The organism is Singulisphaera photorubra (assembly GCF_045290345.1).
In the GTDB taxonomy this organism is placed as follows: Bacteria; Planctomycetota; Planctomycetia; order Isosphaerales; family Isosphaeraceae; genus Singulisphaera.
The window spans coordinates 7,637,317-7,664,284 of the sequence record NZ_CP155447.1; the positions used below are offsets into that span (position 1 = coordinate 7,637,317).

Sequence of the window (26,968 nt, forward strand, 5' to 3'; positions counted from 1 at the left end):
CTCACGGCTCGGATCCCCCGAAGGTTGTCGTTTTCTTTTGAGGTTCTGGAGGGATGAGCGCGACTCAAAGCGGCTCACTCACAAGTCGTTCCCAAGCTCGTCACCGCGCTCATTGACCAAATCTTCAAGCAAACTCGGGCTCATCCACCGCTCACCTCGACGTCGGTTCGAGGCCGGTGAGGTCGTTCCTGACCCGAACGTAAGACGGGAAGCGCGGGACGCCGCCGTCGGAAAGCTCCTGGTAGCGGAACGTGATGGTGGACCCGATCGCCGGAGGGGCCGAGCGTTCCGCGTCTGAGAAACCTGTGCCGACCGAAAAACGGGTTCCGTCCGCCAGTTCCACCAGCAAGGCGCCGAGTCGCCCCTTGTGCCGCCCTGCCCCCTTGAGATGTTCGAGCACGCGTGCCTCGGCGTCGCGGAAGCTCTTGACCTTCAGGAGCGTGGTCGATCGCCCGACCTCGTAGCGCGAACCGGGCTGGCGGAGCATCAACCCCTCGCCCCCCATCGCCTCGACCCGCGCCAACTCCTCGCGCAACTGCGTCAGGTCCGTACAGACCGTATGGTCGTGGGCCTTCAAATAGGGGGAGCGCGATCGAGCCATGTGCTCGCTGACGAACGCCAGGCGGTCTTCGAACGCGGCGTCCACCCCGGGGGCATCGAACACGACGTAGGTGACTTCCTTCCAGAGGTCGCTCCGATCCTGGCGCCGGACGATCCCGACCGTCCGTTGAAATGACTTCCGGCCGATCCAGAGCTCTCCATCGAGTGGGGTCTCGGGTAGCCCTTCCAGAAACCAGGCGGGCGCATGGAAGAGGTTTCCGAGCCGCGAGATCAAGGCCGTGCCGTTCCAATAGGCTCTCACTCCATCGAGCTTCTCGCTGAGCCACCAGCCTGCCAGATCCTCTGCGTTGTCCCACTTTTCGGCGAGCAAGAGCGGCGGTCCCACCTTCGTTTCGGCGGTCTCCTCGTTGGTCTCCCCGCGATTCTCCGGCTTCGAGACGGGGTCGAGGCCGACGCGTGCCTGCTCTGCCGCCTCCCCGCGGAGCTTGCGCAGGTGCTTGCAGGTCCGCCGTTCGATTGCCGTCGACTGGTTTCGCCAGGCCGGGCAGGAGCAGGAATAGACCCCTCCCACATTTTTCAAGACATAAGGCTTGGCCCCTGAGCCCTTCATTTCAACCGCTTCGCCATCACTCAGGTCGGGCATCGGTTTATGCTCCCTCACGCCGGTGGCCACGCATTTCGGCTAGATCGGGTGACTACTTTATCCGACGTGTGCACACGAGGCCACCTGGGATTGCCGACAAGGTGAGACCGCTTGGCTGAATTTGAGGTGCTGATTGTGTCGACTTCGCTTGCGGATTGGATTGTGCGGCCAAGATTTCGTCGGATGTTATAATGCAAATGCATTTAAGTGTAATGGATTTATGAGATTTAATGACAAATTGTCGAATGATTGATGATGAGGCGTCGTGGATGGAGGAAATGAGAAGGGCTGCGAACCCTTGGTGAAGTCTCACCCACACCCAACTTGCCGGCTAGGCAAAGGAGTACCCCACCTTGAGCCAGAACAGCGATCTTGGGTGCAAAAATTGTTGAGACTGTCGCCACGTTACCGAGAGCTCCCTGTCTTTGGGCCTTCGCGTGGGCTGGCTCGTTTGAGACTGTGGCAACGGCACCGGGTTGACGGACCCCGGGCGGAAACCTCGGTAACGTGGCGACAGTGTCGCGTGCCGTGTCATTCGTGAAAATTCCTGGACTTGGAAGTGTGAGTACCCTGCGCAAATGTCCCCCGGGCTGAGCTGCCACTCCTCCCGAAGTTCTCTTAATGCGTCGATACCTGTCTATTGATGCGAAAAAATTCCCTCCTGGTGGGTATTGTTGCCTAAGAATGTGGTTATTTGACCCCATTTGCTGCCTAAATAGTGCCATGGTCCGGCGAGTGGCACATCCATTGCTCAGTAGTCACCTGATGTCATTGGAATTCCCTCAAAGGACGGAGCCTGACTGCTTCTTCTGCTCAACGCGTCAGGCCATTGGGAAGGTGACGTTCCACTGACACTGTCATCTCGCGGTCGTCTGCATTTTTAAGGAGGGCTCCATGCCTGAACTCACCAACACTCGGAAGCAGAGGACCCTACTTATCGACGATCCAGAAAGTGGTCGACGCGACGATCCTGAGGAGTTGAAGCCACCCCAGGCTTGGGAGAATCGCAAGGCGACCGCTCAGGCGTATCGGGCCAGCCAGGCTCGGGTCGCTAGCACTCGCCGTCGTAACGTCGATCCATGCACCTGTGACATTGACTATACATCGGCTGAACTCGAGTTCATGATGGCGATGCAGGAGTATAAGCAGGCAAGCGGTCGGATGTTTCCAACCTGGAGTGAGATTCTCGAGGTGCTCGGGAGCCTGGGTTACGAAATCCACGGATGCGACGGCTACGAGTCTTCCCTCATGAATTCATGAGAGGCCGGCGCTCGTTCCATGGGAACGAGCATTCCAAGGAACCGGTTGTCGGATGCTTGGGTTCGCGACGTTTTCGAAGGGATTCGCGCACCTTGACGCGGGGCGTCTTCGCCCGACGATTGTGACTTGACCGAGGCGACGAGTTCAAGCCTTTTGAGCGTGGAAACGAAGCGGGTGCGCGAAAGGAAATGTGGCGTTCGTCATTTTGGCCCTGTAAATTACTGATTGAGGGACTCATCTGTTCAGGGTGAGTGGCAGGCAAGACGCCCCATTGTGTCGGCCCATGGTCGTCGTTCACACTCCGGAGACGCACGAGACAAGGGGTTCGAAACTGTCAGAGAATGCTCGAGATGCGGCTTTTGAGGGGACTGACCTCCGAAACCCTTTGCCTTGTTTCGCCCTCCCGCCCTGTGAATCGCGACGCCAAATGCGTGAGGAAACTCATGAGTGCATTCGTTGCGGCAGACTTCATCGAGCAGTTGCCCCTGGCATTCCGCAAAGGGGATTCCAAGGTGACAATTAAGGAGGTCGAGGCTGACAACCTGCGGCTTCTGCAAGCGAATTATCAGGCGATTGCGCTGGGGGATTTTGAAACCTTTGAGGAGATGCTTGCGGAGGACGTCGACTTCGAGATTTTGGGGCCGTTGACCGTTCCTTTCCTTGGCTCGTGGCAGGGCCGAAAGCAGGTGGCTGAGGCTGTGCGGAATCATTTCGCGATGCTCGAGGAACAGTGTCCCGAGTTGGAGTCGGTGGTCGCCCAGGGGGACACGGTGGTCGTCAGTGGACGGGAGCGGGGTCGTTACAAGGAAACCGGACACGATTACGACGTCCAATGGGTGCAGTTTCACACCTTCTTCGAAGGGAAACTGATTCATATGCGTCAACTTGTCACTCACACGCGAAGCTGACCATTTGGGGTCGGGCGCGGCGATTGTGATCGTTTTGAGGTCACAAAGCCAGGGGCCGTAACGCTTCATATTCACGGCCGTGGTGGGAACCGCTCAAACGTATTTTTGAAGTGATGCATCCCCAAGCCAACCTGCTTCAATTGTGGCAACGGCTGTGCGAACCGTCGCCGATGCGTCGGCCCAGGAACGGGCACCCCGTTGGGACTGATTTCCCAGCAGGGCTCCGTTCGTCAATTCGCTTCGGGCTCGAGGTAGTGCCAGGATCCGGCACGCGCCTGATAGCGTTCGTATTCCCCGGGTACTGAGGGTTTTGGATTCGCTTCGTGGCCGAATTTCACGTCGACTTTTCCCGACGGCATGAAGTGGTATTCGATCACGAACCCATTCGGTGGCACGAACTCCTTTCCCCCCGGCTTCGCTCCCAACGTGATCTCCTCACCGTGTTTTGGTCCACCGACGATTTTCATGAACTTCCCTCTGGGGCGTTTCGGAAGTGGAATTGGAGAACGACTCAGAAGGTTGGAACCCGGATTTCGGCACTGTCAGACGATTGCGCTCGATCTCGTTTTTGCCGCAATCCGTGGAAATCTGAACCGACGGCTGCTTGCGAGATCCGGGTGTGTTCCTGCCAAGGAGATCGGTCCGCCGGACGGCTTCTTGAGGTGCGGTGCGGTGCGGTTTCCACGTCATGGCAAGGGCCGGCAAATGGTCTGGCGCCGAACCATTCAGAGGCCAGGCTGCTTGATCTATAGAGGTCTATGCGAATGGAATTGATGGGTTGAGAATGGTTTATTTTTCCGGGACGGTCGTTGGGATCGGCTTCGTCGGCCCGCCGGGCAGGGGCGGACCGGGATCGATCGCGGGGGTTTTCCCTTCAAGTATTTCCTTGACCCATCGGCGGAGCTGGCCGTCTTTCAGGTAGCGGTCGAAGTCCTTGCCGGGGCAAGTGGTCTGGCCTGGCGCCGCGTCATTGTGGCCGCGGACCTGCGCCGGGTCGATGTGGTAGCGGTCGCAGAGCCAGGCCGTGAGGTTGACGCACGCCGCGATCTGGCGCGGGTCGGGCCGCTGCTGCTCGAAGTTGCCGATCATCTCGACACCGAGGTTCCCCGACAGGGGATACTTCGTGTTCGACTCGGGCTCGTGCGATAATGGACGGCCTTCGAAGATGGTGCCGTCGGGGGCGATGAGGAAGTGGTAAGGGAGATCGGGCCAGCCCTTCTCTCTCTGGCCCCACGACTGCATGTTCCGAACGAACACGACCGGCGCGACCTTGGCTTCCCAGAGTACACCGGCATGGTGGATCGTCACGTATTTCGGCGTCTGCTTGCGTGCGTCCGGGATTGGCTGCGGTTTCGAGCCCCATTCGGATGCCGAGACGATCGCCGGCCGAGGCACGGCGGAGGACTCGGCGCCCTCGGCCGCCTGGCTCGGCGATCCGAGGATCGCGATGATGGCGGCAACGATCGGAAGTTTCATGGCGATTTTGCCTCTTGGGACCGGATTGGAGGGACGGCACGAAGGAGGCCACCCGGCCTCATCATCCGGCACGATTATCGACCCGCGGCCGTGAACGGACAAGATCGGGTAATCCTGTCAGTCCGATGCCACTCGCGGCCCATCCCCGCTTTGCCCTTCTGAAACGACGTCCGAAGCGGCAGCCACCACGGAAACGGACGGACCTGGGCGCAATCTTCTGTGCCTATGTTCGTTCTGGATCATTCGAGGATGAGCGGATCCCGTTGACTGCGCGAGCAAGCCACCGAGCGAGCCATCGTCTACTTCAGCGATCCAGGGAGGAAGCAGACGAACGGCGGCAGATCCGTTTGCATCAGGCTTGGCCGCGACCCGGCCGTTGCTCCACTGCCAATTCGAAGACTTTCTCGAGGAGTAACAGAACTGCTCTTGAGCAGGGCGGCTTCGGTCGGTATTCTTTGTGGACCGATTCCCCGATAGCTCAATCGGTAGAGCGAGCGGCTGTTAACCGCTAGGTTCTAGGTTCGAGTCCTAGTCGGGGAGCTTCATAGAAGCGAAGCGAAAAGGGTTACGCCAATTCTGGCGTAACCCTTTTTTTGTTGGTCGCGTTTGTCGAACGCGTTTCTTTTCAACGATCCGCCATAGAGCTAAGAATCACCCTCGTTCGCACGGGGGACCGTGGGAACGAGTAGCGAGAGGCTTCCTAGCCCGGTATCGGGTCGTTGTTTCTTTTTAGGCTGGCGTTCTTTGGGCCTGTAGCCGAGCACGATGGGGGCGTTGTCGCCCTCAAGGCACTCGGCTATTTGGCCTACTGGCTAGGCATGGTCGCTCAAGATGGCGGGGTCGTCCCCGTGGCGTCCTTCTTGGAAGAGGATGCCTCGTGGAGTTCCACGGCGTCTCGGAGGAAGCCGACGACCAGTGCGTTCAGCGAATGCTTGTCGTCCTTCGCTCGAGACGCCAACTTCTCGTGGAGGACCGGGGGCATCCGGATTTGAAAGTGAACCACGGTCTCGGGCATATTGCACCTCGTGGAACTCGCGCGCTCGAAGTCGCAAGGAGCGAGCAGTTTTCGGGGGATGACTTGATGTATCGGGACCATTCTCGGAGTGCAAGGAGCCCTTGTCAATCAGGTTGCTGCAGACGCTCAGCAGCGACTCCTCCGGCGCGGTAATCGCGTCTTGCTTCGGACGGAAAATGGAGAGACGCCCCACCCCTCAATGACGAACATCACCCGGGATGGCAACTTCGGGACGATTTAGGAGGAGAGCGGTTCGTTGTAGGGCGAAAGCGGATCGCGATCGCTTGAACCGTCGTGGTCGTAGGTGGCTTGTGGAAGCAGGCTTAGGTAGGAAGTGTCGTTGTCTGTCGTGAATAGCGGCGGAGGGACTCGAACCCCCGACACGCGGATTATGATTCCGCTGCTCTAACCAACTGAGCTACGCCGCCGTAGCGAGGGGACTGAATTTACCAGATCGTTTCGCGGAGATCAAGCGCGACGCCGGCAGAGTGGCGAAGTTTTTCGGAATGCTGGTCGGCGCCCCGATTTCGGAATGACTTCGGAGGCTGGGTAAGGCGCTCGCGAGGTCGGGAGGTGGCGCTGCGAACCGGGGGGAGGAGCGGATCGGGCTATTCACCGGGTGGTGTCATCGGGTCTACTGGGTAGTGGAAAACAGCGAGCGTTCGCCCGCCGCGGAGGCAGGCGGCGTCAGTGGCGCATCGGGATCTTGACGCGAAATGCCCCCACAGTATCTCTTTACGATCGAAAATCTGTCCAAGGCCCACGCGAAGAGAGACATCCTCAAGGGGATCTGGCTGTCGTTCTACCCCGGAGCCAAGATCGGGGTGCTCGGCGGAAACGGGGCCGGTAAGAGTACGCTGCTCAAGATCATGGCCGGGGTCGATAAAGACTTCCTTGGCACCGTGCGTCCTGCGCCTGGGATTTCGATCGGGTACCTGCCGCAAGAGCCGGTGCTCGACCCCTCGCTCGACGTCCGTGGCAACGTCGAACAGGCGGTGTCCCACATCCGTGGGCTGCTCAACCGGTTTGACGCCATCAACGCCCGGCTCGGTGAGCCGATCGACGCCGACGAGATGGATAAGCTGCTCGAAGAGCAAGGCAAGGTCCAGGATCAGATCGAGGCGACCGAAGGGTGGGACCTCGATCGCCGGGTCGAGATCGCCATGGATGCGATGCGCTTGCCCCCGGGAGAGGCCGATGTTTCCACCCTCTCCGGTGGCGAACGACGCCGAGTGGCGCTCTGCAAGATCCTCCTGCAACGCCCTGATATGCTCCTGCTCGACGAACCGACGAACCACCTCGACGCCGAAAGCGTCGCCTGGCTCGAACGGCACCTCCACGACTATACGGGGACGGTCATCGCGGTCACCCACGACCGCTACTTCCTCGATAACGTGGCGGGCTGGATCCTTGAACTCGACCGCGGACAGGGGATTCCCTGGGAGGGGAACTATACCTCCTGGCTCGAGCAGAAGCAGGCTCGGCTCGCCCTCGAGGAGAAGCAGGAGAGCAACCGTCGCAAGACGCTTGCTCGCGAACTCGAGTGGGTCCGGCTGGCCCCTCGCGCCCGGGTCGCCAAGAACCGCGCTCGACTCCAGCGCTATGAGCAGATGGCCAGCGAGGACGTCGATAGGCGGGACGAGGCGATCGTGCTGCAAATTCCGCCCGGACCCCACCTGGGCGATCTCGTCGTTGAGGCCGACAACGTCAAGAAGGCGTTCGGAGACCGGCTCCTCTTCGAAGAAATGAGCTTTCGCTTGCCCCCGGGCGGCATCATCGGCGTGATCGGGCCCAACGGGGCCGGTAAGACGACGCTCTTCCGCATGATCGTCGGCCAGGAGACGCCCGATGATGGAGCGTTGCGGGTTGGCGACACGGTCGTCACCTCATATGTCGACCAGAACCGCGATGCGCTGAACCCGGAGAACTCGATCTTCCAGGAGATTAGCGGCGGGCTCGACGTGGTCACGCTCGGCAAGCGTAAGATCCCCTCGCGAGCCTACGTGGCCCAGTTCAACTTCAAAGGGCCCGACCAGGAAAAGAAGATCGCAAACCTCTCCGGTGGTGAGCGAAACCGGGTCCACTTGGCCAAGCTGCTCAAGAGTGGGGGAAACCTGCTCTTGCTCGACGAGCCGACCAACGACCTCGACATCGACATGCTCCGCGCTCTCGAAGAGGCGATCCTCGACTTCGGCGGCTGCGCGGTGGTGATCAGCCACGATCGTTGGTTCCTCGACCGGATCGCGACCCATATCCTCGCCTTCGAAGGGGATAGCAAGGTCGTCTGGTGCGACGGCAACTATCAGGCCTACGAAGCCCAGCGCCACGAGCGACTGGGGACCGACGCCGATCAGCCTCACCGCATTCGCTACAAGGCGCTGAGACGCTGATCGATCGTCGCCCGCAATAAAAAAAAGAAGACGATCAACCGAGGGAGGCGAGATGGACGCCGCGACGGAAAGACAGCCGGATGAGCTGGAAGTCCGAACCGAAGAGGGCGTCGTCTCGCTGATCTTGAATCGTCCCGAAACGCGGAACGCACTCTCGCGAACGCTGCTCGGCCGGCTCGAGGAAACGCTCGCGGCGATCGAGGCTGACCCGACTGCAAGGGTCGTGGTCCTCGGTGCGCGCGGGCCGGTCTTCTGCGCAGGGCACGATCTCGGAGAGATGAAAGGTAGGTCGGAGGAAGCGTATCACGACCTCTTCGCGGCCTGCTCGCAGGTGATGCTTCGACTCCGCCGACTCCCGCAACCCGTGATCGCGCGGGTGCAAGGGATGGCGACCGCTGCCGGCTGCCAGCTCGTCGCGGCCTGCGACCTGGCGGTGGCCTCCACCGAGGCCCGGTTCGCAACCCCTGGCGTCAAAATCGGCCTCTTCTGCACCACGCCCATGGTCCCGCTCGTCCGCGCCATTCCCGACAAGGCGGCGATGGAGATGCTTCTGACCGGCGCGGCGATCTCGGCCGAGCGTGCCCTGGCCCTCGGGCTGGTGAACCGGGTCGTCCCGGCGGGGGAACTCGATGCCGCGATCCGAGAACTGACCGGCGCCATCTTGGCGATGAGCCCGCTGGCGATCCGCCTCGGTAAGCGGGCTTTTTATGAACTCCGCGACCTCGATGAGCCGGCCGCCTATGCCCGCGCAGTCGAGGTGATGACCGACAACGCCCTCCGACATGACGCCCAGGAAGGCATCACGGCCTTCCTCCAGAAGCGCAAGGCGGTTTGGACCGGCGAGTGAAGCCTGGCCCCCGTTTCGTCGCTTTGAGGGACCAGGCCTGCGTAAGGCTCCGCCGAACCCGTTTTCCACGACGACGTCGTGTTCGGGCCTGGCGCCAGCGTGGGGCCAACCAATCCCGTAGCACGGCCCGCCATCCCGATCTCCTTGCCCAAAAGGAGGTGATCATTGCGGGAGGAAAATAATCCACATTGCATTGTGATAACGAATTGTCGGTGGCGTTATGGCGGGTTCGGCGAAGCTTCGCGAATCGGCTTTCCGAAACACGCCAGCATGATTCATTTGCATCAAAATGACAGGTTAAGAGTTGAGAATTCATGGAGTCTGTTGGCCGCTCCACGGGGCGATCGAGCCTCATGGGCTCCACCCTGCCCTCTCTTGCCGGGCTTCTGTGTTTTGTCTCGTTTGCCAAGGCTCTCGATGTGTCCGAGCTGCCGATTGGCCTTTAATCTTCCTGTGCTGCCGCAGTCTTCGTAGTTTGCCGAGATTACATTAAGAAAGTCAGTCGGGAGAGGTGTAGCTTTCTAGGTGGGCCGGATAAGATGCCATTGGCACGTGAGCGCGAGCACGTGCAAGGCTTAGCATGAAGCGAAGTAGGAGCTAGCCCTCCATGGCCAATATTGTGTTTATCAATCCGCGTTTTGAAGTGTCGTACTGGGGCATGGAACATGCCTTGCCGTTCATGGGTAAGCGGGCGAACCTGCCGGTGGCCTGTCTCCCCCTGCTGGCCGCGTTGACGCCCAGCGAGCACACGGTCACTCTGCTTGACGAGAACGTCGAGGCGATCAATTACGAGCGGTTGGCCAAGGCCGACATCGTTGGTGTGACCGGGATGAGCGTGCAGCGGTTTCGGATGAAGGAAATCCTGGCCGAACTCAAACGACGCGGGGTGTTCACGGTGGTCGGCGGGCCACTGGTCACCGTTCAGGAGGACTACTTCGGCGATCTGGCCGACGTGATCTTCATTGGTGAGGCCGAGGAGACCTGGCCGCAGTTCCTGAACGAGTGGAAGCAGGGGCTGCACCAGGTTCGTTACGAGCAGCTTGAAAAGACGGACATGGCGACGGTTCCGACCCCGCGGTTCGATCTGCTCAAGATGCAACACTACCTCTTCGGGAGCCTGCAGTTCTCGCGCGGTTGTCCGTTCCAATGTGAGTTCTGCGACATCATCGTGACGTTCGGCCGTCGGCCTCGAATCAAGACGAGCGCTCAGATCCTCGCCGAGCTCGACGCCGTGAATGCGCAAGGGATTGATATCGTTTTTATCGTGGATGATAACTTGATTGGCAACAAGAAGGCCATCAAGGAAATCTTGAGCGACGTGGTGGACTGGCAAGTCAAGCATGGTTATCCGCTCACGTTCTTTACCGAGGCTTCGATTGACCTGGCCGACGATCCCGAGTTGATGGCGATCATGGTCGAGGCCAACATCCTGGCCGTGTTTGTCGGGATCGAGAGTCCTCGAGAAGAATCGCTTCGCGAGACCAAGAAGTTCCAGAACGTCCGCGCGGGGGGGACCCTCCTGGAGAAAGTCCATCGCGTGCAGGACGCCGGCATCGAAGTCTGGTGCGGGATGATCTTGGGCTTCGATCACGATGATGCCACGATTTTCGACGCCCAGCGCGAGTTCATCAGGGACGCGCGGATCGCCAGCACGATGATCGGGATGCTCTACGCGATTCCCAAGACACCCTTGCACGCCCGCCTCGCGGCCGAAGGGCGGCTTGACCCGTCAGACGAACCGGAGTTCGGCACTAACGTCGTCCCCTTGAAGATCAGCCGCGAAGAGCTCCGCGATGGCTACGTCAGCGTCATGAATGACCTGTATACGACCGAGGCCTACTTCGGCCGGCTCGACGCCTTGTACATTGACGCCAAGATCAACATGGGTCAGGGGCGGGCCCGATACTGGCGGAAACATCCCTGGGCTGGTTTCAAGACGAATGCGATCTGGACCGTTCAATCGATCGGCCTGTACGTCCGGATGATGCGAGGTATTCCCGAGGAGTCACTTCGCCGCGAATACCGCAAGCGGATCTGGAACCTGGTCAAGACCCGGCCCGACCCCGGCCTCGTGCTCTTCTATATCATCAAGTGCGCCATGCACTACCACGCCCACTATATGGCCAAGCAGATGGCCACCGGCCGAAGTCCGATCTTTAATTCTTATTGACGGACGCGCACGCCAGATTCAATTCCACGGGTGGGTTTGTGCCCCCGCGTCAGAGGGACATGGCCCACCATCCTCATGGATCTGGTTTTTCTCATCCCGTCCCCACGCCCAGGCCGATTTCGATGGTGGGCTGCGCCTCAAGGGTTGAGGCTGCCCGGAGTGAAGCGTATTCTAGGGGGACGGCGGCTCCCGGTGGTGACATTGATGAGTGTGCTGTTCGTGCGCAGGACATCGGCGGTTGCCTCCGATTTTGGTTGACCCTCCTCCCGGCTGTTGAGGCTCCACAAACATGGTCGTCGGGATCCTCCTTGCGCTGGCCGTCACCATGGCCGAATTGCCTCCTGCCGCCACGGGGCCTGTCGATTTCGTCCGGGATATCCAGCCCATCTTTCAGCAGGCCTGCTTCAAGTGTCACGGGGCCGAGAAGCAGAAAGGGGGCTTCCGCCTCGACGTCAAGGCCGCCGCGCTCAAAGGGGGGGATAGCGACACTCCATCGATCGTGCCGGGAAAGAGCGCGGATAGTCCTTTGATTCAGTTTGTGGCGGGCACGGATCCCGACATCAAAATGCCGCCGCAAGGGGCTCCGCTGACTGCGGCACAGGTCGGCCTACTCCGTGCCTGGATCGACCGAGGCGCAGTCTGGCCCGACTCCGCGAGCGCCCAGAGCGAAGACGCCTTGAAAACACATTGGGCGTTTCAGCCGGTCAGCCGACCGCCGGTGCCGACGATCGAAGGGCCGCAAGCAGCATCGATCCGCCAGCCGATTGACGCGTTCATCGCGGCCAAGCTTGCCCAGAGCGGGTTGGCAATGGCGCCCGAAGCCGACAAGCGGACCTTGGTGAGGCGGCTCTATCTCGTGCTCCACGGCTTGCCGCCGACGTCCGAAGAGGTCGCCGCGTTCGTCGCCGACGACCGACCCGCGGCTTACAACGAGCTCGTGGATCGGTTGCTCGACTCGCCGCGCTACGGTGAGCGCTGGGCGCGGCACTGGCTCGACATCATGGCGTTTGGCGAGACTCACGGGTTCGAGGTCAACACCCCACGCAATAATGCGTGGCCCTATCGCGACTATGTCATCCGCGCTTTGAACGCCGACCGGCCGTACCCCGAATTCATCAAGGATCAACTCGTCGGCGATGCCACCGGCGAAGACGCCGCCACCGGCTTCATCGTGGCCAAGGCCGCGCTCCTGCCCGGCCAGACCGGCCGCGATATCGAATCGATCCGGCTCGCACGGCAAGACCAGCTCAACGACATGGTGCTCAACGCAGGCTCGACGTTCCTCGGCTTGACGATCCACTGTGCCCGTTGTCACGACCACAAGTTCGATCCGATCTCTCAACGCGACTATTACGCGATGACCGCGATCTTCGCCGGCGTGCGGCACGGCGAACGCCCTCTCACCACGGTGGGCGACAAGGAGCGTCGGCTCGAAGCGAACGCCTTGAAGTCACGGATCGCCGCTCTGGAAACCGGGCTCGCCAAGTACGAGCCCCTGGCCAACCCCGCGCTCGAGCCAAAGCCGACTGATCCTCGCTTCAACCAGGAGAACTTTCCGCCGACCCGCGCCAGGTTTGTGCGATTCACAATTCAGGACGCCAACCTTCACCCGTCGTTTGGCCTGATCGAGCCCTGCCTCGATGAACTGGAAATCTTCACGACGGACGACGCGAATGTCGGACTGGCCAAGGGGGGGGCGAAAGTCTCGGCCTCGGGGACGCTTCCAGGGTCCGCCATCCACCGGCTCGAGCATGTTAATGACGGCAAGTATGGGAACGGCCGGAGCTGGATCTCCGACGAGAAAGGGCGGGGCTGGGTCCTGGTGGAACTCCCCGACGAGGTGACGATCCACAAAATCGTCTGGAGTCGCGACCGTCAAGGGGAGTATACCGACCGCCTCGCCACGGCCTATACGATCGAGGTCGGAACGTCATTGGATGCGTTGAAGACGGTCGCGAGTCGGCTGCCGTTGCGTTCCGCGGTGAGTCCGCGGCTGACGGTGGATCGGTTCAGGCCGGTCGCGGCCAAGCGGTTACGGTTCACGATTCTCACTTCGAACAGCATCGAGCCTTGCCTTGATGAGTTGGAGGTGTTTACGCCCGGTCCCCAGCCACGCAATGTGGCGTTGGCCAGCGCGGGGGCCAAGACCAAGGCGTCGGGCACGTATCCAGGGTCCGCCATCCACCGGCTCGAACACTTGAACGACGGTCGCTACGGCAATGGCCGGAGCTGGATCTCCAACGAGAACGGTCGGGGCTGGGTCGAGGTCGAGTTTCCGGAGACCACGACGATCGATCGCGTGGCTTGGGCACGCGACCGTGAAGAGGTCTATGCCGACCGGCTCGCGACGAGCTACCGGATCGAGGTGGCCGACGAGTCGGGGACCTGGACACTCGTCGCATCCTCCCAGGATCGTCGCCCCTATGTGCCCGGAGCTCAGGCTTACACGGTGGAATCGACCGCGGGGCTCGATGAGGCCGAGGTCAAGACACTCCAGGCGCTTCGGGAGGAGAAGCGGGCGCTCGAACAGCGGGTCGCCGAACTGACCCGGGTGGCGATGGTCTATGCCGGCGTTTTCACCAATCCCGAGGAGACGTTCCGCTTGAGTCGGGGCGATCCGATGCAGCGCCGCGAGACGGTTGGCCCGGGAGCGATCTCGCAACTTCCGCCGAAGCTCGAATTGCCCGCCGACGCCACCGACCAGGCGCGCCGATCGGCCCTGGCAAAGTGGATTGCCGCCCCGGAGAACCCGCTCACGGCCCGGGTGTTGGTAAATCGGCTCTGGCACCATCACTTCGGCGAAGGGCTGGTGAACACGCCGAGCGATTTCGGACGCAACGGCGCCCGGCCGGTGAATGGTCCCCTGCTCGACTGGCTGGCCAGCGAGTTCGTGACGCGGGGCTGGAGCCTCAAGGCGATGCACCGCCTGATCGTGACGTCGGCCACCTTCCGCCAGTCGAGCCGGCCTCGCCCGGACGCGATTGCGATGGATTCGGGCACACGCTTGCTCTGGCGATATCCCCCGCGCCGATTGGAAGCCGAGGCGATTCGTGACTCCATGCTCGCCGTTGCCGGGACGCTCGACCTTCGCATGGGGGGCCCTGGTTTCAGCGCCTTTGCACCGAACGAGAATTACGTCCGGGTTTATAACCCGAAGACCAGCTACGGCCCGGCGGACTGGCGGCGGATGATCTATCAGACCAAGGTCCGCATGGCGCAAGACTCGACCTTCGGCGCGTTCGACTGCCCCGACGCCGGCCAGAACCAGCCGAGCCGTCCGCGGTCCACGACCCCCTTGCAGGCACTCAACCTCTTCAACAGCCAGTTTGTTGCCCAGCAGGCCGGATTTCTTGCCGACCGGCTCAAACGCGAGGCGGGGGACGACACGGCGAGGCAAATCCACCTTGCTTATCGACTCGCGCTGGGACGCGATCCGGACGGCGAGGAGACGCGACTCTGCGCCGCCCTGGTTAAAGAGCAAGATCTCACGACATTCTGTCGTGTCTTGCTCAATACGAATGAATTCATGTTTGTCCCCTGACCGAATTCGAGTGGGTTCCGGGGCGCGGCCATCTTGTGACGGCGGAGTCTCTCCGATGCCTGATTCTTCCTTATCCAACGCAGGCCGCGGGTTGCTGAACCGCCGGCAATTTCTCGAACATGCCGGGACCGGACTTGGGGGGATCGCGCTGGCGAGCCTGCTCGCCAACCAGGGCATGCTGGCTGCGGAGACGGAACGTGCGCCGATCCGCCCGTTGATTCGTCCCGAGAATCCACAGGCGGCGCGGTCGCCTCATTTTTCCGGCAAGGCCAAGCGGGTCCTCTTGATCTTTTGCTCGGGCGCGTGCAGTCAGCTCGAGTCGTGGGACTACAAGCCCGCCTTGATCAAGATGGACGGCCGGCCGATGCCCGGGGCGAAGGAGGGTTTTCTCACCTTCCAGGGGGAGAATGGCAACCTCGTCCGACCCCAATATGCGTTCAAACCGCGCGGGCAGAGCGGCAAGATGATCTCCGAGCTGTTCCCGCACCTGGGCTCGCTGGCCGACGACCTCTGCTTCATCCACTCGATGACCGCCAAGAGCAATACGCACGGACCGGCCGAGAACCAGATGAGCACCGGGTTCACGCTCGACGGTTTCCCGAGCATGGGTTCATGGGTCTCCTACGCGCTCGGCTCGGAGGCCGATGACTTACCCGCGTTCGTCGCGATCCCCGACCCGCGCGGAGTGCCGCAGGCGGGGGTGAACAACTGGGCAAACGGGTTCCTCCCCGCCGTTTTTCAAGGCACCCCCTTCAACGCTCAGAAGCCGATCTACAACCTCGCGACGCCCGCCAGCGCTTCGCCCGTGAGCGATCTCGCCGCGCGTGATCTCCTCAAGCGTCTGAACGAGCGGCATCTCGCCGAATACCCCGGCGACTTCGAGCTCTCCGCCCGGATCGCCAGCTATGAGCTAGCCGCCAAGATGCAGCTCTCCGTCCCCGAGGTCGGTGACCTTTCGAGGGAATCGGCCGCCACTCTTCGTGACTATGGCGCTGACGATTCCGATCCGGTTCGCAGCGGCTTCGCCAAGAACTGCATCCTCGCCCGTCGCCTGCTCGAGCGGGGGGTACGGTTCGTCCAGCTTTTCAACGGTTCCTACGCCATGGGTGAGGGAATCGGCAATTGGGACGGCCATCGCAAGCTCAAGGAGCAATACGATATCCACGCGCCGATCCTCGACCGCCCGGCGGCCGCGCTCATTCGCGACCTGAAGCAGCGCGGCTTGCTCGAAGACACGCTCGTGGTCTGGACGACCGAGTTCGGCCGAATGCCCACTTTCCAAAAAGGGGCGAGCGGCCGCGATCATAACCCGAACGGCTTCACCGCCTGGCTCACCGGCGCGGGGGTGAAACCAGGGTTTAGCTACGGGGCGACCGACGACCTCGGCCACAAGGCCGTCGAAGGGGTTACGACGATTTATGACCTCCACGCCACCATCCTCCACCTCCTCGGCCTCGATCATGAACGCCTCAGTTATTATCACAACGGAATCGAACGCCGGCTGACGGACGTTCATGGTCATGTCGTGAAGGAGATCCTGACCTCGGCCTGACCTGAATGGATGCGCCGCTCGCCTGGAGGAAATCCCAACGGTCGGGGCAAAGTTCGGTTCCCCTTTGATTCCTGGACGTCATCCCTACAATGGAGGGGTCAAAAAACATCCAACGGCCGTGCGAGCGATCCTGATGCCAATTATTGAGGCGGAGGGTCTGTCGAAGACCTACCGCGTCTTTCAGAAAAAGGAAGGCCTGCTGGGCGCAATGCGCGGGCTTTATCGCCGCGAGTACAAGGAAGTTAAGGCGGTCGATCAGGTTTCCTTCTCGATCGAACCGGGTGAGATGGTCGCCTTTCTCGGCCCTAACGGCGCGGGGAAGACAACGACTCTCAAAATGCTCTCAGGGCTGATCTATCCGACGAGCGGGACCGCGCAGGTGCTTGGGTTCACTCCCTGGCAGCGGCAGGACGCGTTCCGTCGTCAATTCGCGCTCGTCATGGGGCAGAAGAACCAGCTCTGGTGGGATCTCCCCGCCTCCGACAGCTTCCAGCTTCACCGCGAGATTTATTCGATTCCCGCCGCCGAGTTCAAAAAGACCCTCGACGAGCTGACCGAGCTGCTCGGGGTCGAGAAGCTGACCCGCCAGGCGGTCCGTGAACTCTCGCTGGGTGAGCGGATGAAGATGGAGCTGATCGCGGCGCTCTTGCACCAGCCGCAACTGTTGCTGCTCGACGAGCCGACGATCGGTCTCGACGTGGTGGCCCAGGTTGCGATTCAGAAGTGCCTGCGCGACTATCACAGCCGCCGCGGGATGACGATGCTCCTGACGAGCCACTACATGCGCGACGTCGAGGCGCTCTGCTCGCGGGTCCTGGTTATCACCCACGGCACCCTGGTTTACGACGGACCGCTCTCGGGCATTACCGAGAAATTCGGGTCGGCGAAGCTGGTTCGCCTCGATTTCGTCGAAGGGGTCGTTCCCGATGGCCTCGAACGGTTTGGTGAGTTGACCCGTAGCGACGGTGCTTCGGCCGACCTGAAGGTCGAGAGGTCGAAGGTGGCCGAGGTCCTGGGGGCGATCCTCGACCGTTACGCGGTGGCTGACGTCAGCGTTCAAGACCCGCCGCTCGAACAAGTCATCGCTCGCGTCTTCGAGGAGGGGCGCAAAACTCATGACGCCGCCTGACACACTCACGACGACCTTGCTCCCTCCCAGGATTGATCGGGATCCGACGCCACTGCACATCCCATCCACGGGGCCTTGGGCGACATTCCGGAAGTACTACAAAATCTTTCGCGCTTCGCTCGTCGAGCGGATGACCTACCGGGGAGACTTTCTGCTCGGCACGATCCTCCGCTTTCTGCCCATGATCACCACGATCTTGCTCTGGCGGGCGATTTACGAGGGCTCAGGGGAATCGACCCTGGCCGGTTTCAGCTATCGGGAGATGATCGCCTACCTGCTCCTGACCAACATCAGCCGGATGTTCTCGAGCATGCCGGGCCTGGCGGGTGGAATCGCCCGCGACATCCGCGAGGGGACACTCAAACGCTACATGCTCCAGCCGGTGGACATGATCGGCTATCTCCTCTGCTACCGGATGGCGCACAAGGCGGCCTACATCGTCACCTCGTTCCTCCCCTACGCCCTGCTCTTCTACCTCTGCCGGAACTACTTCGACGGTTTCCCCGACGCCTTGACGATGGCGGCCTTCGCCTTGTCGCTGGTGATGGGCTTCCTCGTCGGGTTCTTCTTCGAGGCGAGCGTCGGGACCGTTGGCTTCTGGTTCCTCGAGGTCACCTCGCTTCTCTATATCGTCATGACCCTGAATTTCTTCATCTCGGGGCACATGCTTCCGCTCGACCTGCTTCCCGAGCCCTGGTCGACGATCCTCAAGGCGTTGCCGTTCCAGTACTTGGCCTACTTCCCGGCCGTCGTGTTCCTGGGCAAGGTCAAAGGGATGGCCCTGGTTTATTACCTGGTGGCCGAACTGTTCTGGGTGCTCTTTTTCCTGGTGATGGCGAAGGTGCTCTACCGCTTCGGGCTCCGCCGCTATAGCGCCTACGGAGGTTGACCGCTTTGGGTGCATTGCCGGTTAGATATGTCCGACTGCTGGGGAACCTGGCTCGCTACACGTTGAGCCGCGAGCTGGCGTTCCGCGGGAACTTCCTGGTCAAGATCTCCGTCGAGGTGATCTGGCTGGGGATCCTGGTGGCGTTCTACCGCACGGTCTTCGCGCGCACGACGATGGTCGCGGGCTGGCCCGAGGATCAGTATTTTTTCTTTATCGGTTGTTTCTTTGCGATCAGCGGCCTGATCGAGGCTCTCTTTCTGGAGAATTGCAACGACTTTGCGGAGCTGGTCCGCACCGGCGATCTCGACTTCCTATTGCTCAGGCCGATCGACGAGCAGTTCTTGGTCTCTTGTCGCAAGGTGGACTGGGGGAGCATGCCGAATGTGCTGATGGGCGGTGCGGTCATGGTGGCCGCGCTGTACGCGATGGATTGGCAGTTCGACCCGATTCGGGTGGCCGTCTTCCTGGTCATGTTCGTCTGCGGGACGGCCATTGCCTACAGCTTCATGCTCGCCCTGACTTCACTGACGGTCTGGCTGGTCCGCAACCAGAGCCTGATGGAGATGTGGTGGCTCTTTTCGAGCCTGGCTCGCTACCCCAAGGAGATCTTCCTGGGGACCTGGGCCGAGCCGATGGCCGCCTTCTTCACGTTCATTCTGCCGATCCTCCTCGTCGTCAACGTTCCGGCCGCGGTGATGGTTCGTGCCCTCGACCCCCAAATGGTCGTCTTTACCTTGCTCGCCACGGTGGCGTGCGTCTGGGCGAGCCGCCGGTTCTTCTTGTACGCGCTCCGATCCTATCGGAGTGCAAGTAGCTAAGCACCAGGCCAGGTGGCCTGTCTGGTTGGGATTCACGCCGGCGGCCCGCCTGGGCCGCCTCTCACTTCAGCTCCTCTCACTTCGTTTCATGTCGCGAACAGCGACCCAGGTCGAGAGACTTCTGGAGGCGTCTTTGTATTCTCATCAAGAATATATCTGACGCCCACCCCAAGACGAACTTGAAGTCGCTTTCTCGCCACGTTCTCGAGGGGTAAATTTCGGGCTTTCGCCCGTCGTTTTCCACTCCGGGATCGCCGACGCCCTGCACGTATTCTGGCTTTATCGGTAGGGCGGGAGCTTGGTCTCCCGAGAATCGCGTTAAGTTTGCGAGAACATTTTGTGAAGAATTGGCACGGGTTCCGATGCGAGTCTTTCAGAGATATAGGTGTGGAATCAAGAAGGACGTCCCCAGTAGAATGCATTTGGGGACAAACCACACAAGTGGATCTGGTACTTCGGTCGGCGGCTCTCTGAGATTTTCGTGTCGGGGCCTGTTGAAATAAGTCGCAAGATCTGTTGCAATGCCAGTCAGATTCAATCGAACCAGCGTGCCCGAGGGCGGGCACAGGCTGGGCGGCTGATTCAGACCAAGTGCAAATCCAGCCACGAAGTTCGTGGTACCCTTTCGTCTTATTGCCTCGTCGTCATCGTTGTGTGTCGCATCGGGTCTCGGTAATGCACCGGGAACGCCGAGCTTGATCGTTCTTTGCGCTGACCTCATGGATTTGGGGCATCGCGGACTGCGTGGAGGCTCGGCTTGAATTTCTGATCGCCCGAACCGACCATGCTTTGATGTTTCGTCTGAGGTGAATTTCAGGAGTCAAGCAAGCATGAGCAGCCGAAGTGGGCCAACTGGGTGGCAGTGGTTGAAGCTCGGTTCGTGCCTCCTCGTGGTTGGGGGGCTGTTCATCGGTTGCAGCAAAGAGGAGGAAGGCGGCACGGCGGAGTTTCGCCAGAAATTTGAGCAGCCCGCCGTGGCGCCGCCGACGCCTAAGGAGAAACCGACTCCCTACAAGGACATGAGTCCCCGCGAGAAGAAGGCTTTGAAGCAGGAAGGCAAGGAAGGCTGAGGAGAACGCTACCTCGGTTATCAAGCCGGCGTTTCCGCTAGGCTTCGTTTCATGTCTGGCCCTTTTCGGTCGTGAACAACAAACTCGAAGGCGTCAGGCGTCATTTTCTCTCCAAGGGTCGGGTGTTTCTCCTTCGTCATTTCGGGAGATCTCTCATGCTGTGTTCCCCCCTTGTCCGTCGTCATCGTCGCGGTTTCACGCTGATCGAACTTCTCGTCGTCATCTCGATTATCGCGGTCTTGATCGCATTATTGCTCCCTGCCGTGCAGGCGGCCCGTGAGGCGGCTCGACGCGCCCAGTGCACCAACAATCTTAAACAACTCGGGCTCGCGTTCCACAACTACGCGAGCGTCAATGAGACCCTTCCGATGGGCGATTTCTTCAGTCGCAGTGCTCTGACCACGGGCTGGATTCGCCAGCAATTTGGCCCTTGGGTGGCACTCAGCCAGTTCCTTGAGCAGGGAGCCGCTTATAATGCGTTGAATTCGAATATCTGCATTTATGTCGCCCAGAATTCGACGGTCAACGGAATTGGCATCAGCCTCCTCTGGTGTCCCAGCGACGCCGGGGCGGTTAACCTTCGGTATCCCGGGAAAGACGAAGGTTGGGACGATAGCGCTCCGCTTCCCATGACCTTCAGCAGTTACGCGACCAACTTGGGGCCTCTCTATTACTATCCGAAGGGCGATACACAGTATCCCCTCATCAACAACAATACCGGGGCTGTGTATCACGTCGGCCATCCCGATGGAACGAGCATCTCGCCGGTCAAACTTGCCGGAATCACCGACGGGACGAGTAACACCCTCTTGGCAGGAGACCATGCGTACGGCGAGGTCGCCAAGTCGACTGACCCTTACGGGCCGAATTGGTGGACCTCCGGTGTTGGTGGTGATACCACGGCGGCCACGCTGTTCCCGCCTAACTTCTTCAAGACCTGGGACGCCGCCGAGGCCGTGCCGAACAAGTTTGCATCAGGTAAGAACTATACGATGACGTTCAATAGCTTCCACCCCGGGGGCTGTAACTTCCTGCTCTGTGATGGTTCGGTGCGGTTCATCAAGAACACGATCAACTCCTGGAACCCCTTCCAGGTCCAGTACAACGGTCGATCCGCGCTCTATACCGGTGTGGGGGGTGCGTTGCCCCCGGCCGGCGTCTATCAATCGCTATCTACTCGCAACGGGGGCGAGGTGATCAGCGCGGACGCATACTGAGCCTTTGTTGACCGAACCGGGGGTTTCAAGCCTCGGCTGTCCCTACCAAATGGCCCCGGATCGCACTTGCTGGCGGTCCGGGGTCTCGTTGTCTCGGTGGATTGGCCTTGATCAACGGGTCATGTCCGCAAGCATTTTCGGGAAACGCTGGTCACTCAAGGTGCTTTCTGTGGTCCTGCGGGGGGCAAATTCAGCAGACGGTGATGTGTCCTTGGGTTCATGAGCCGATTCAAGTGGGAGAATCTGAACCCAGGGGTAGAGAAGGAGCACGTGGCACTCGGCAGGCGGTCCTCTCGGTGGTGCGTGCCCGTCTGATTTGCGCTTGCGAAATCGGCTCTCCGTCGAGGATGTCTCGAGCCTTGCTCGTCGGAGGCAGGTCGTGTGGCTCGCAACTCCGAACGCCCGGGCAGGCGATCGAGCATCAGGGCTTCATCGGCCCACGTTTCCGACGGCACTTTTTCGGACCCCAATCACGATCCCAAGGCCCCGTCGAGCATCCCATGAGCACCGAGGCGAATTCTGGGCGGATCCACTCCATGGACCAGTTCCGCGGCTACACGGTGGCCGGGATGTTCGTGGTCAATTTTCTCGGCGGAATGCAGGCGATTCACTCCCTTTTCAAGCATAATAATTCCTATTTCAGTTATGCCGATTCGATTATGCCGAGCTTCATGTTCGCATGCGGCTTCTCCTATCGGCTTTCCATGCTCCGGCGCCTCGAGCGCATCGGCCTGGCGGCAACCTGGCGCCACGCGATCATCCGCGGCCTGGCGCTGGTCTTGGTCTCGGTGATGATGTTCGGCTTCGGCGATGAGTTCAAGTCGTGGTCCCAGATGACGTCTGAGGGGGTACACGAGTTCGTCGCGAAGCTCCTCAAGGCGAACATCTGGGAAGTGCTGGCGATCATCGGCATGACGCAGATCCTGATTTTGCCGGTCATCACGGCCAGCCCTCGGATCCGACTGCTGGCCACGCTTGGCCTGGTCGTGGGCAACGTCGTGCTGGCGGATCTGTTTAACTGGAATTTTGTGTATGGCTTGCCGAACCTGGTGAGTGACTATTGGGGGGCCGCCCGAAGCCGGGCCTGGGACGGTGGCGCGTTCGGCTTACTGGGCTGGGCAATCCCGATGTTGGCCGGCACGCTGGCCTATGACGTGATGGTTGCAAAGCGACCTTCGCCCTCGGCCCGCACGTTCGTCGGTTGGGGCGTGGCCTTGATGGTGGTCGGCTATGTCCTCTCCTGCCTCACCACCCTGTATGACGTCGATCCGGCTAACCCCCCTGCGCCACGCGCTGAGCTGGCCGACTCGCCTGTCCGGCCACCGCTGGCGCGGATGAAGGGCCGGCCGCTCTCCAGTCTGCTGGCGGAGCCTCCATTCGTTGCTCCCCCCCCTGCCTCGGCCCGCCAGCACAACTACTGGATGATGGGGAAGCGGATGCCCAGCATGACGTTCATCCTCTTCTCGACCGGCTTCTCGCTGGCGTTGTACGCTCTGTTCATTCTTGCCTCGGACGTGGGCTCCTTGCGCGTTGGCCTTTTCACGACGCTCGGGCAGAACGCGCTGGCGGCCTACCTCATCCACCACGCGGTTGAGACGACGATACATGCCATCGTTCCCAAAGACTCTCCACTCTGGTGGTGTCTCACGGGGCTTGCTCTCTTTCTCGGAATCACATACTTGTTCGTTAACTTTCTGGAGAGGCGGTCGATCTATCTGCGACTCTGACGGGACGCCTCGCGCCAGCATTGGTCGCCGTCCCTTCGGGATTTTTTCCTTGCAACGGAACGAGCCACAGCGAGCCAACTTTCATGGAAGCGACCACCATACGACCGGCCTCAGCCCCGGCGCCCTCGGGGAGCCGGATCGTCTCGCTTGACCAGTTCCGGGGCTATACGGTCGTCGGGATGCTCTTCGTCAATTTTCTGGGAAACTTCGAGGCGCTTCCCGCGATTTTCAAGCACCACAATTCGTATTGCAGTTATGCCGATACGATTATGCCGCAATTCTTCTTCGCGGTCGGGTTCGCCTTTCGGCTGACCTACCTGCGGCGGCTCGAGACGGCAGGTGCCCGAGCGGCGATGGGGGCCGTTTTGCGCCGGGGTCTGGGGCTGATTCTGCTCGGGTTCGTGATCTATCACCTTGACGGTCGGACTAGCTCATGGGCTGAGTTGCAGGCCTTGGGCCTGCGAGGGTTTGTCACGACGGCCTTTCAGCGCAACCTGTTTCAGACGCTCGTCCACATCGCCCTGGCGTCCATCTGGTGCCTGCCGGTGATTGCCGCCGGGCGAGCGGTGCGGGTCGGTTTCCTCATCTTCTCGTCAGTCCTCCACCTCGGGCTGTCGTCCTGGTTCTACTTTGACTGGGTCTGGAACCGGCCGGGGATCGACGGTGGCCCACTCGGTTTCTTGAGCTGGACGATCCCGCTTCTCGTGGGGTCGCTCGCCTATGACACCATGGCCAACGGCCGAGCAGGGAAGGTCGCCCGTCTCGCCGGTTGGGGTGTCGTGATGATGGCGATTGGTTATGGCATCTCCTGCATGGGTGGGACGCTCGCGGCCCCGCCCTTCGTCGCGCCGAGCCAATCCGTGACTCTCTGGACGATGAGCCAGAGGTCGGGGAGCCTTTCTTACCTGACGTTCGCGTCGGGTTTTTCTCTGGCGTTGTATGCACTCTTCGTCGTGGTTTGCGACCGGGATGGCCTTCAGCTCAGGATGTTCAGCGTCTTTGGCCGAAATGCGCTGGCGGCGTACATCCTCCATCCTCTTGTGGCTGGGGCGATGAAACAGTACATGCCACACGATGCGCCGGCCTGGTACGTCGCGGCGGGATTCGGCATCTACTTTTGGATCAATTATCTCTTCATCAACTACCTCGATCGATCCGGGCTTCACTTGCGTCTCTGAGGACGTGGTCGGTCAAGTCAAGTTCGTCCCCCGTCTGATTGGGGAGGATCTCCGGGGGGCTGAGGTTGCGTTTCGCAATCCCAGCCCTGCTCCGTCGGTTTGAGGGAGGATCGCCGTCCGGTTCTTTCGCCAAATTCTCTTGGCGAATCGCATTGCTCCCCGACTCAAGTTATCGAAAAAATCGTCGACTTGGACCTATGGTGCCGGTCACGCAAGGCCTCTTGCGGATCGTCGAACGGTGTCGTATTGTGGACAATCGTTTATTGAGTGCCAGAATCGATCTGTACGGATTTCGGAACCTTTCCTCTCAGGGATAATCGTTCCTCGCCAGGGGGGAAACTCCTGGGGAATATTCGACATATTTACGTGTTGCAGGAGTCTGTCGCAAGGATACCGGGATCTCGTTCTCACGCTCCGCGTGGGAATGCCGTCCGCGACGCTCCGCGTCGACTTCCCCGGCGGGTGAGGCCCCAGAGCGGCCAGAACGGCATTCCCACGCGGAGCGTGAGAACGAGTTTCTCCCCCCCCCGAATTTCGGCCTCCGGGGCAGACAGCCGGCCCTGTTTTCCTTGCGGCAGACTCTGTTGCAGCCCCGAAGGGGCGACCGTCGGAGCCACCTCTTAGGCCTTTGACGGTCGCCCCTTCGGGGTGGCAATGAACCCTGCTCATCGGGTAAAGGCTTTCGCCATGCGGATTTTGAGACACAACGCCGGGACCCCTCGATGACACCGGGCCGATCGTCGCTGGAAGCTATTATCAAAGGGTGCGGGATCAGGTTGAGCAGTGCGCAGCTCGACCGGCTCTGGGCCTATCACCGGATGCTCCGCACCGCGAATGCCGAGCTGAACCTGACGCGGATCCACAACTTCGAGAACATGGTGCTGAAGCACTATGTCGACAGTCTGCTCGTCTTGAGGTTCACGGAACTCCCCTCGCCTTTGATCGACATGGGGAGCGGTCCTGGACTGCCGGGGATCCCGCTCAAGATCGCTCGGCCCGAGACTCAGATGATCCTGGCCGAGCCGCGCGGGGCTCGCGCGGAGTTCTTGGAAGAGGTCTGCGGCCGGCTGAAGCTCGGCGGGGTCGAGGTCCTGGCCGGGAAGGTGAACTCGAAGCTTTCGAGGAAGGTCGCCGGGGTGATTACCCGGGCGGTGGCGTCGATCCCCGAGACGCTCGACCGGGTGGCGAACTGTCTGGAAGTCGGGGGGCGGATGCTCTTCATGAAGGGGCCGGACTGTGACGCCGAGATCGCCGAGGCCGCCAAGACCCATGCGGACCGGTATCGGCTCGTGGCCGATCACGCCTATCAGATTCCAGGGACGCCGCACGATCGTCGGCTCGTGATTTACGAACGCCTTGAAGGTGCGGGAGAGGAAGCGATGGGAGAAGAGACCGGTCATTCCGCCTCGGTGCGCGCGGTCTCGATCACGAGCGAGACGAACCCGACGTTCAAGCTCTGTCGCGACCTGCTGGGGGGCCGCGGGATCCGCAAGCAAGGGCGGGCCCTGCTCTCAGGTGCTCGGCCGATCGCCGAAGTGCTCGAGCACTTTCCTGGTCACGCTGAAGGCTGGCTGACCGATTCTCAAGGGGCTCCTCCGCCTACGCCTGACCTCACCTGGTATCGCCTGGCCGACCCTTTGTTTCGGGCACTCGACGCCTCGGGGACGCATGCCCCCCTGCTCCTGGTCCGGTTACCCGAAATCCCTGAGTGGTCGGACGAGGCCCCTTGGCCGGCCGGTTGTACCTTGTTCGTGCCGTTCCAGGATCCAGAGAACGTCGGTGCGGTGATCCGCTCGGCGGCTGCCTTCGGCGCGGCGCGGGTCGTTCTCCTTCGCGAGTCGGCGCACCCGTTCCATCCCAAGGCCGCCCGCGCGGCGGGGCCGGCTCTGTTTCAGGTTCCCCTCCTGGAAGGGCCGTCAATCCAGGATCTGACGTCGGATCGGGTTCCGCTGATTGCCCTGGCCACCGACGGTCCCGAGCTCGGCGCGGCTCCGTTCCCCGAATCCTTCGGCCTGGTCCCCGGGGTCGAAGGCCCCGGCCTTCCCGCGCACTTCCGCGAAGGCGAGCGCCGGCGGATCGCCATGGCCCCCGGGGTCGAGTCGCTCAACGCGGCGACCGCAACCGCCGTGGCTCTTTACGCCTGGCGGCAAAGTCGCCCCGACCAGCCTCCCGTCAGCTCAATCGATCGTTAGCGGAAATGTATTGGGAAGCCTTGATAGGCAATCAATGGGCTGCCTGAAGACTAAGCAGAGATGCGTAGAGGGAGGGCGTCTCGCTGCGGGACGCCGGATCGCGAATCGCTGTTTTTCCAGGGGGAGCCGCCGCGAGTCATCGAACTCGTGCTTGATGGCACGGGAAATGAAATAAGCTCGCCGGCTTTCTTCTTGTTCTGCAAGAAGGCGGCTTCGGGGGCCGGACGGTTAGGGAGAGCTACCGTTCCGGCCTCCTTTTTCTTTTTATCACTTCTTTCGGCTTGGGCCGGCGATTCCCAAGCATCCAAGACGCAGGCGGGCGGGTCGGCTACGGTCCTGGAGACGTGCCCGCAATGTTGAGAAAGACGGTGTTCCGAGCCCTCCG

19 protein-coding genes and 2 tRNA genes are annotated in these 26,968 nt (G+C 61.1%); 16 read left to right on the plus strand and 5 right to left on the minus strand.

Annotated elements, in window-relative coordinates; genetic code table 11:
* Positions 1-151 precede the first annotated feature (151 nt).
* On the minus strand, positions 152-1,204 hold the full coding sequence (locus tag V5E97_RS28700; RefSeq protein ID WP_406694992.1) for a DNA ligase: 1,053 nt from the start codon (positions 1,202-1,204) through the stop codon (positions 152-154).
* Positions 1,205-2,098: 894 nt separating this feature from the next.
* Between V5E97_RS28700 and V5E97_RS28705 the strand changes: the two genes are divergently transcribed.
* Together V5E97_RS28705 and V5E97_RS28710 are read left to right on the plus strand one after the other, a co-directional pair.
* Positions 2,099-2,464, plus strand: a complete 366-nt coding sequence (locus V5E97_RS28705; protein WP_406694993.1) for a hypothetical protein — start codon at positions 2,099-2,101, stop codon at positions 2,462-2,464.
* Between the two features lie 443 nt (positions 2,465-2,907).
* The gene (locus tag V5E97_RS28710; protein WP_406694994.1) at positions 2,908-3,372 is read left to right on the plus strand and encodes a nuclear transport factor 2 family protein; all 465 of its coding nucleotides are present in this window, start codon (positions 2,908-2,910) and stop codon (positions 3,370-3,372) included.
* Between the two features lie 230 nt (positions 3,373-3,602).
* On the opposite strand, the gene V5E97_RS28715 is transcribed toward V5E97_RS28710, so the two are convergent.
* Together V5E97_RS28715 and V5E97_RS28720 are read right to left on the minus strand one after the other, a co-directional pair.
* Entirely contained in the window at positions 3,603-3,839 is a 237-nt protein-coding gene (locus V5E97_RS28715; protein WP_406694995.1) for a hypothetical protein, read from the minus strand.
* A 322-nt stretch (positions 3,840-4,161) separates the two neighbouring features.
* Positions 4,162-4,848 (minus strand): peptidoglycan recognition protein family protein, encoded by a 687-nt coding sequence (locus V5E97_RS28720; protein ID WP_406694996.1) that lies wholly within the window; start codon positions 4,846-4,848, stop codon positions 4,162-4,164.
* A gap of 467 nt (positions 4,849-5,315) precedes the next feature.
* Between V5E97_RS28720 and V5E97_RS28725 the strand changes: the two genes are divergently transcribed.
* Positions 5,316-5,388 (plus strand) — tRNA-Asn (locus tag V5E97_RS28725).
* A gap of 286 nt (positions 5,389-5,674) precedes the next feature.
* Here V5E97_RS28725 and V5E97_RS28730 read toward each other — a convergent pair.
* Together V5E97_RS28730 and V5E97_RS28735 are read right to left on the minus strand one after the other, a co-directional pair.
* Positions 5,675-5,863, minus strand: a complete 189-nt coding sequence (locus tag V5E97_RS28730; protein WP_406694997.1) for a toxin-antitoxin system HicB family antitoxin — start codon at positions 5,861-5,863, stop codon at positions 5,675-5,677.
* A gap of 354 nt (positions 5,864-6,217) precedes the next feature.
* Positions 6,218-6,291: transfer RNA gene (locus V5E97_RS28735), tRNA-Met, on the minus strand.
* Positions 6,292-6,579: 288 nt separating this feature from the next.
* Between V5E97_RS28735 and ettA the strand changes: the two genes are divergently transcribed.
* From ettA to rsmG, 13 genes are all read left to right on the plus strand, one after another.
* Positions 6,580-8,253 (plus strand): energy-dependent translational throttle protein EttA, encoded by a 1,674-nt coding sequence (gene ettA / locus V5E97_RS28740; RefSeq protein ID WP_406694998.1) that lies wholly within the window; start codon positions 6,580-6,582, stop codon positions 8,251-8,253.
* Between the two features lie 52 nt (positions 8,254-8,305).
* A complete protein-coding gene (locus V5E97_RS28745) occupies positions 8,306-9,100 on the plus strand; it encodes an enoyl-CoA hydratase (RefSeq protein ID WP_406694999.1) in 795 nt (264 codons plus the stop codon).
* 607 nt (positions 9,101-9,707) lie between these two features.
* Positions 9,708-11,270, plus strand: coding sequence for a B12-binding domain-containing radical SAM protein (locus V5E97_RS28750; protein ID WP_406695000.1), 1,563 nt, complete (start codon positions 9,708-9,710; stop codon positions 11,268-11,270).
* Positions 11,271-11,559: 289 nt separating this feature from the next.
* Positions 11,560-14,811, plus strand: coding sequence for a DUF1553 domain-containing protein (locus tag V5E97_RS28755; protein ID WP_406695001.1), 3,252 nt, complete (start codon positions 11,560-11,562; stop codon positions 14,809-14,811).
* 55 nt (positions 14,812-14,866) lie between these two features.
* Entirely contained in the window at positions 14,867-16,363 is a 1,497-nt protein-coding gene (locus tag V5E97_RS28760; protein WP_406695002.1) for a DUF1501 domain-containing protein, read from the plus strand.
* A gap of 133 nt (positions 16,364-16,496) precedes the next feature.
* Complete coding sequence (locus V5E97_RS28765) at positions 16,497-17,492, plus strand: ABC transporter ATP-binding protein (protein WP_406695003.1); 996 nt, start codon at positions 16,497-16,499, stop codon at positions 17,490-17,492.
* The gene (locus V5E97_RS28770) at positions 17,479-18,381 is read left to right on the plus strand and encodes an ABC transporter permease (protein ID WP_406695004.1); all 903 of its coding nucleotides are present in this window, start codon (positions 17,479-17,481) and stop codon (positions 18,379-18,381) included. The genes V5E97_RS28765 and V5E97_RS28770 overlap by 14 nt, the downstream gene beginning before the upstream one ends.
* Positions 18,382-18,386: 5 nt before the next feature.
* Entirely contained in the window at positions 18,387-19,199 is an 813-nt protein-coding gene (locus V5E97_RS28775; protein WP_406695005.1) for an ABC transporter permease, read from the plus strand.
* Positions 19,200-20,029: 830 nt separating this feature from the next.
* Positions 20,030-20,269: a hypothetical protein gene (locus V5E97_RS28780; RefSeq protein ID WP_406695006.1), complete on the plus strand. Its 240-nt coding sequence runs from the start codon at positions 20,030-20,032 to the stop codon at positions 20,267-20,269.
* Positions 20,270-20,424: 155 nt separating this feature from the next.
* A complete protein-coding gene (locus V5E97_RS28785; protein ID WP_406695007.1) occupies positions 20,425-21,486 on the plus strand; it encodes a DUF1559 family PulG-like putative transporter in 1,062 nt (353 codons plus the stop codon).
* 536 nt (positions 21,487-22,022) lie between these two features.
* A complete protein-coding gene (locus V5E97_RS28790; protein WP_406695008.1) occupies positions 22,023-23,213 on the plus strand; it encodes a hypothetical protein in 1,191 nt (396 codons plus the stop codon).
* Between the two features lie 83 nt (positions 23,214-23,296).
* Positions 23,297-24,391 (plus strand): heparan-alpha-glucosaminide N-acetyltransferase domain-containing protein, encoded by a 1,095-nt coding sequence (locus V5E97_RS28795; RefSeq protein WP_406695009.1) that lies wholly within the window; start codon positions 23,297-23,299, stop codon positions 24,389-24,391.
* 722 nt (positions 24,392-25,113) lie between these two features.
* Entirely contained in the window at positions 25,114-26,583 is a 1,470-nt protein-coding gene (gene rsmG / locus V5E97_RS28800; RefSeq protein WP_406695010.1) for a 16S rRNA (guanine(527)-N(7))-methyltransferase RsmG, read from the plus strand.
* Positions 26,584-26,968 lie beyond the last annotated feature (385 nt).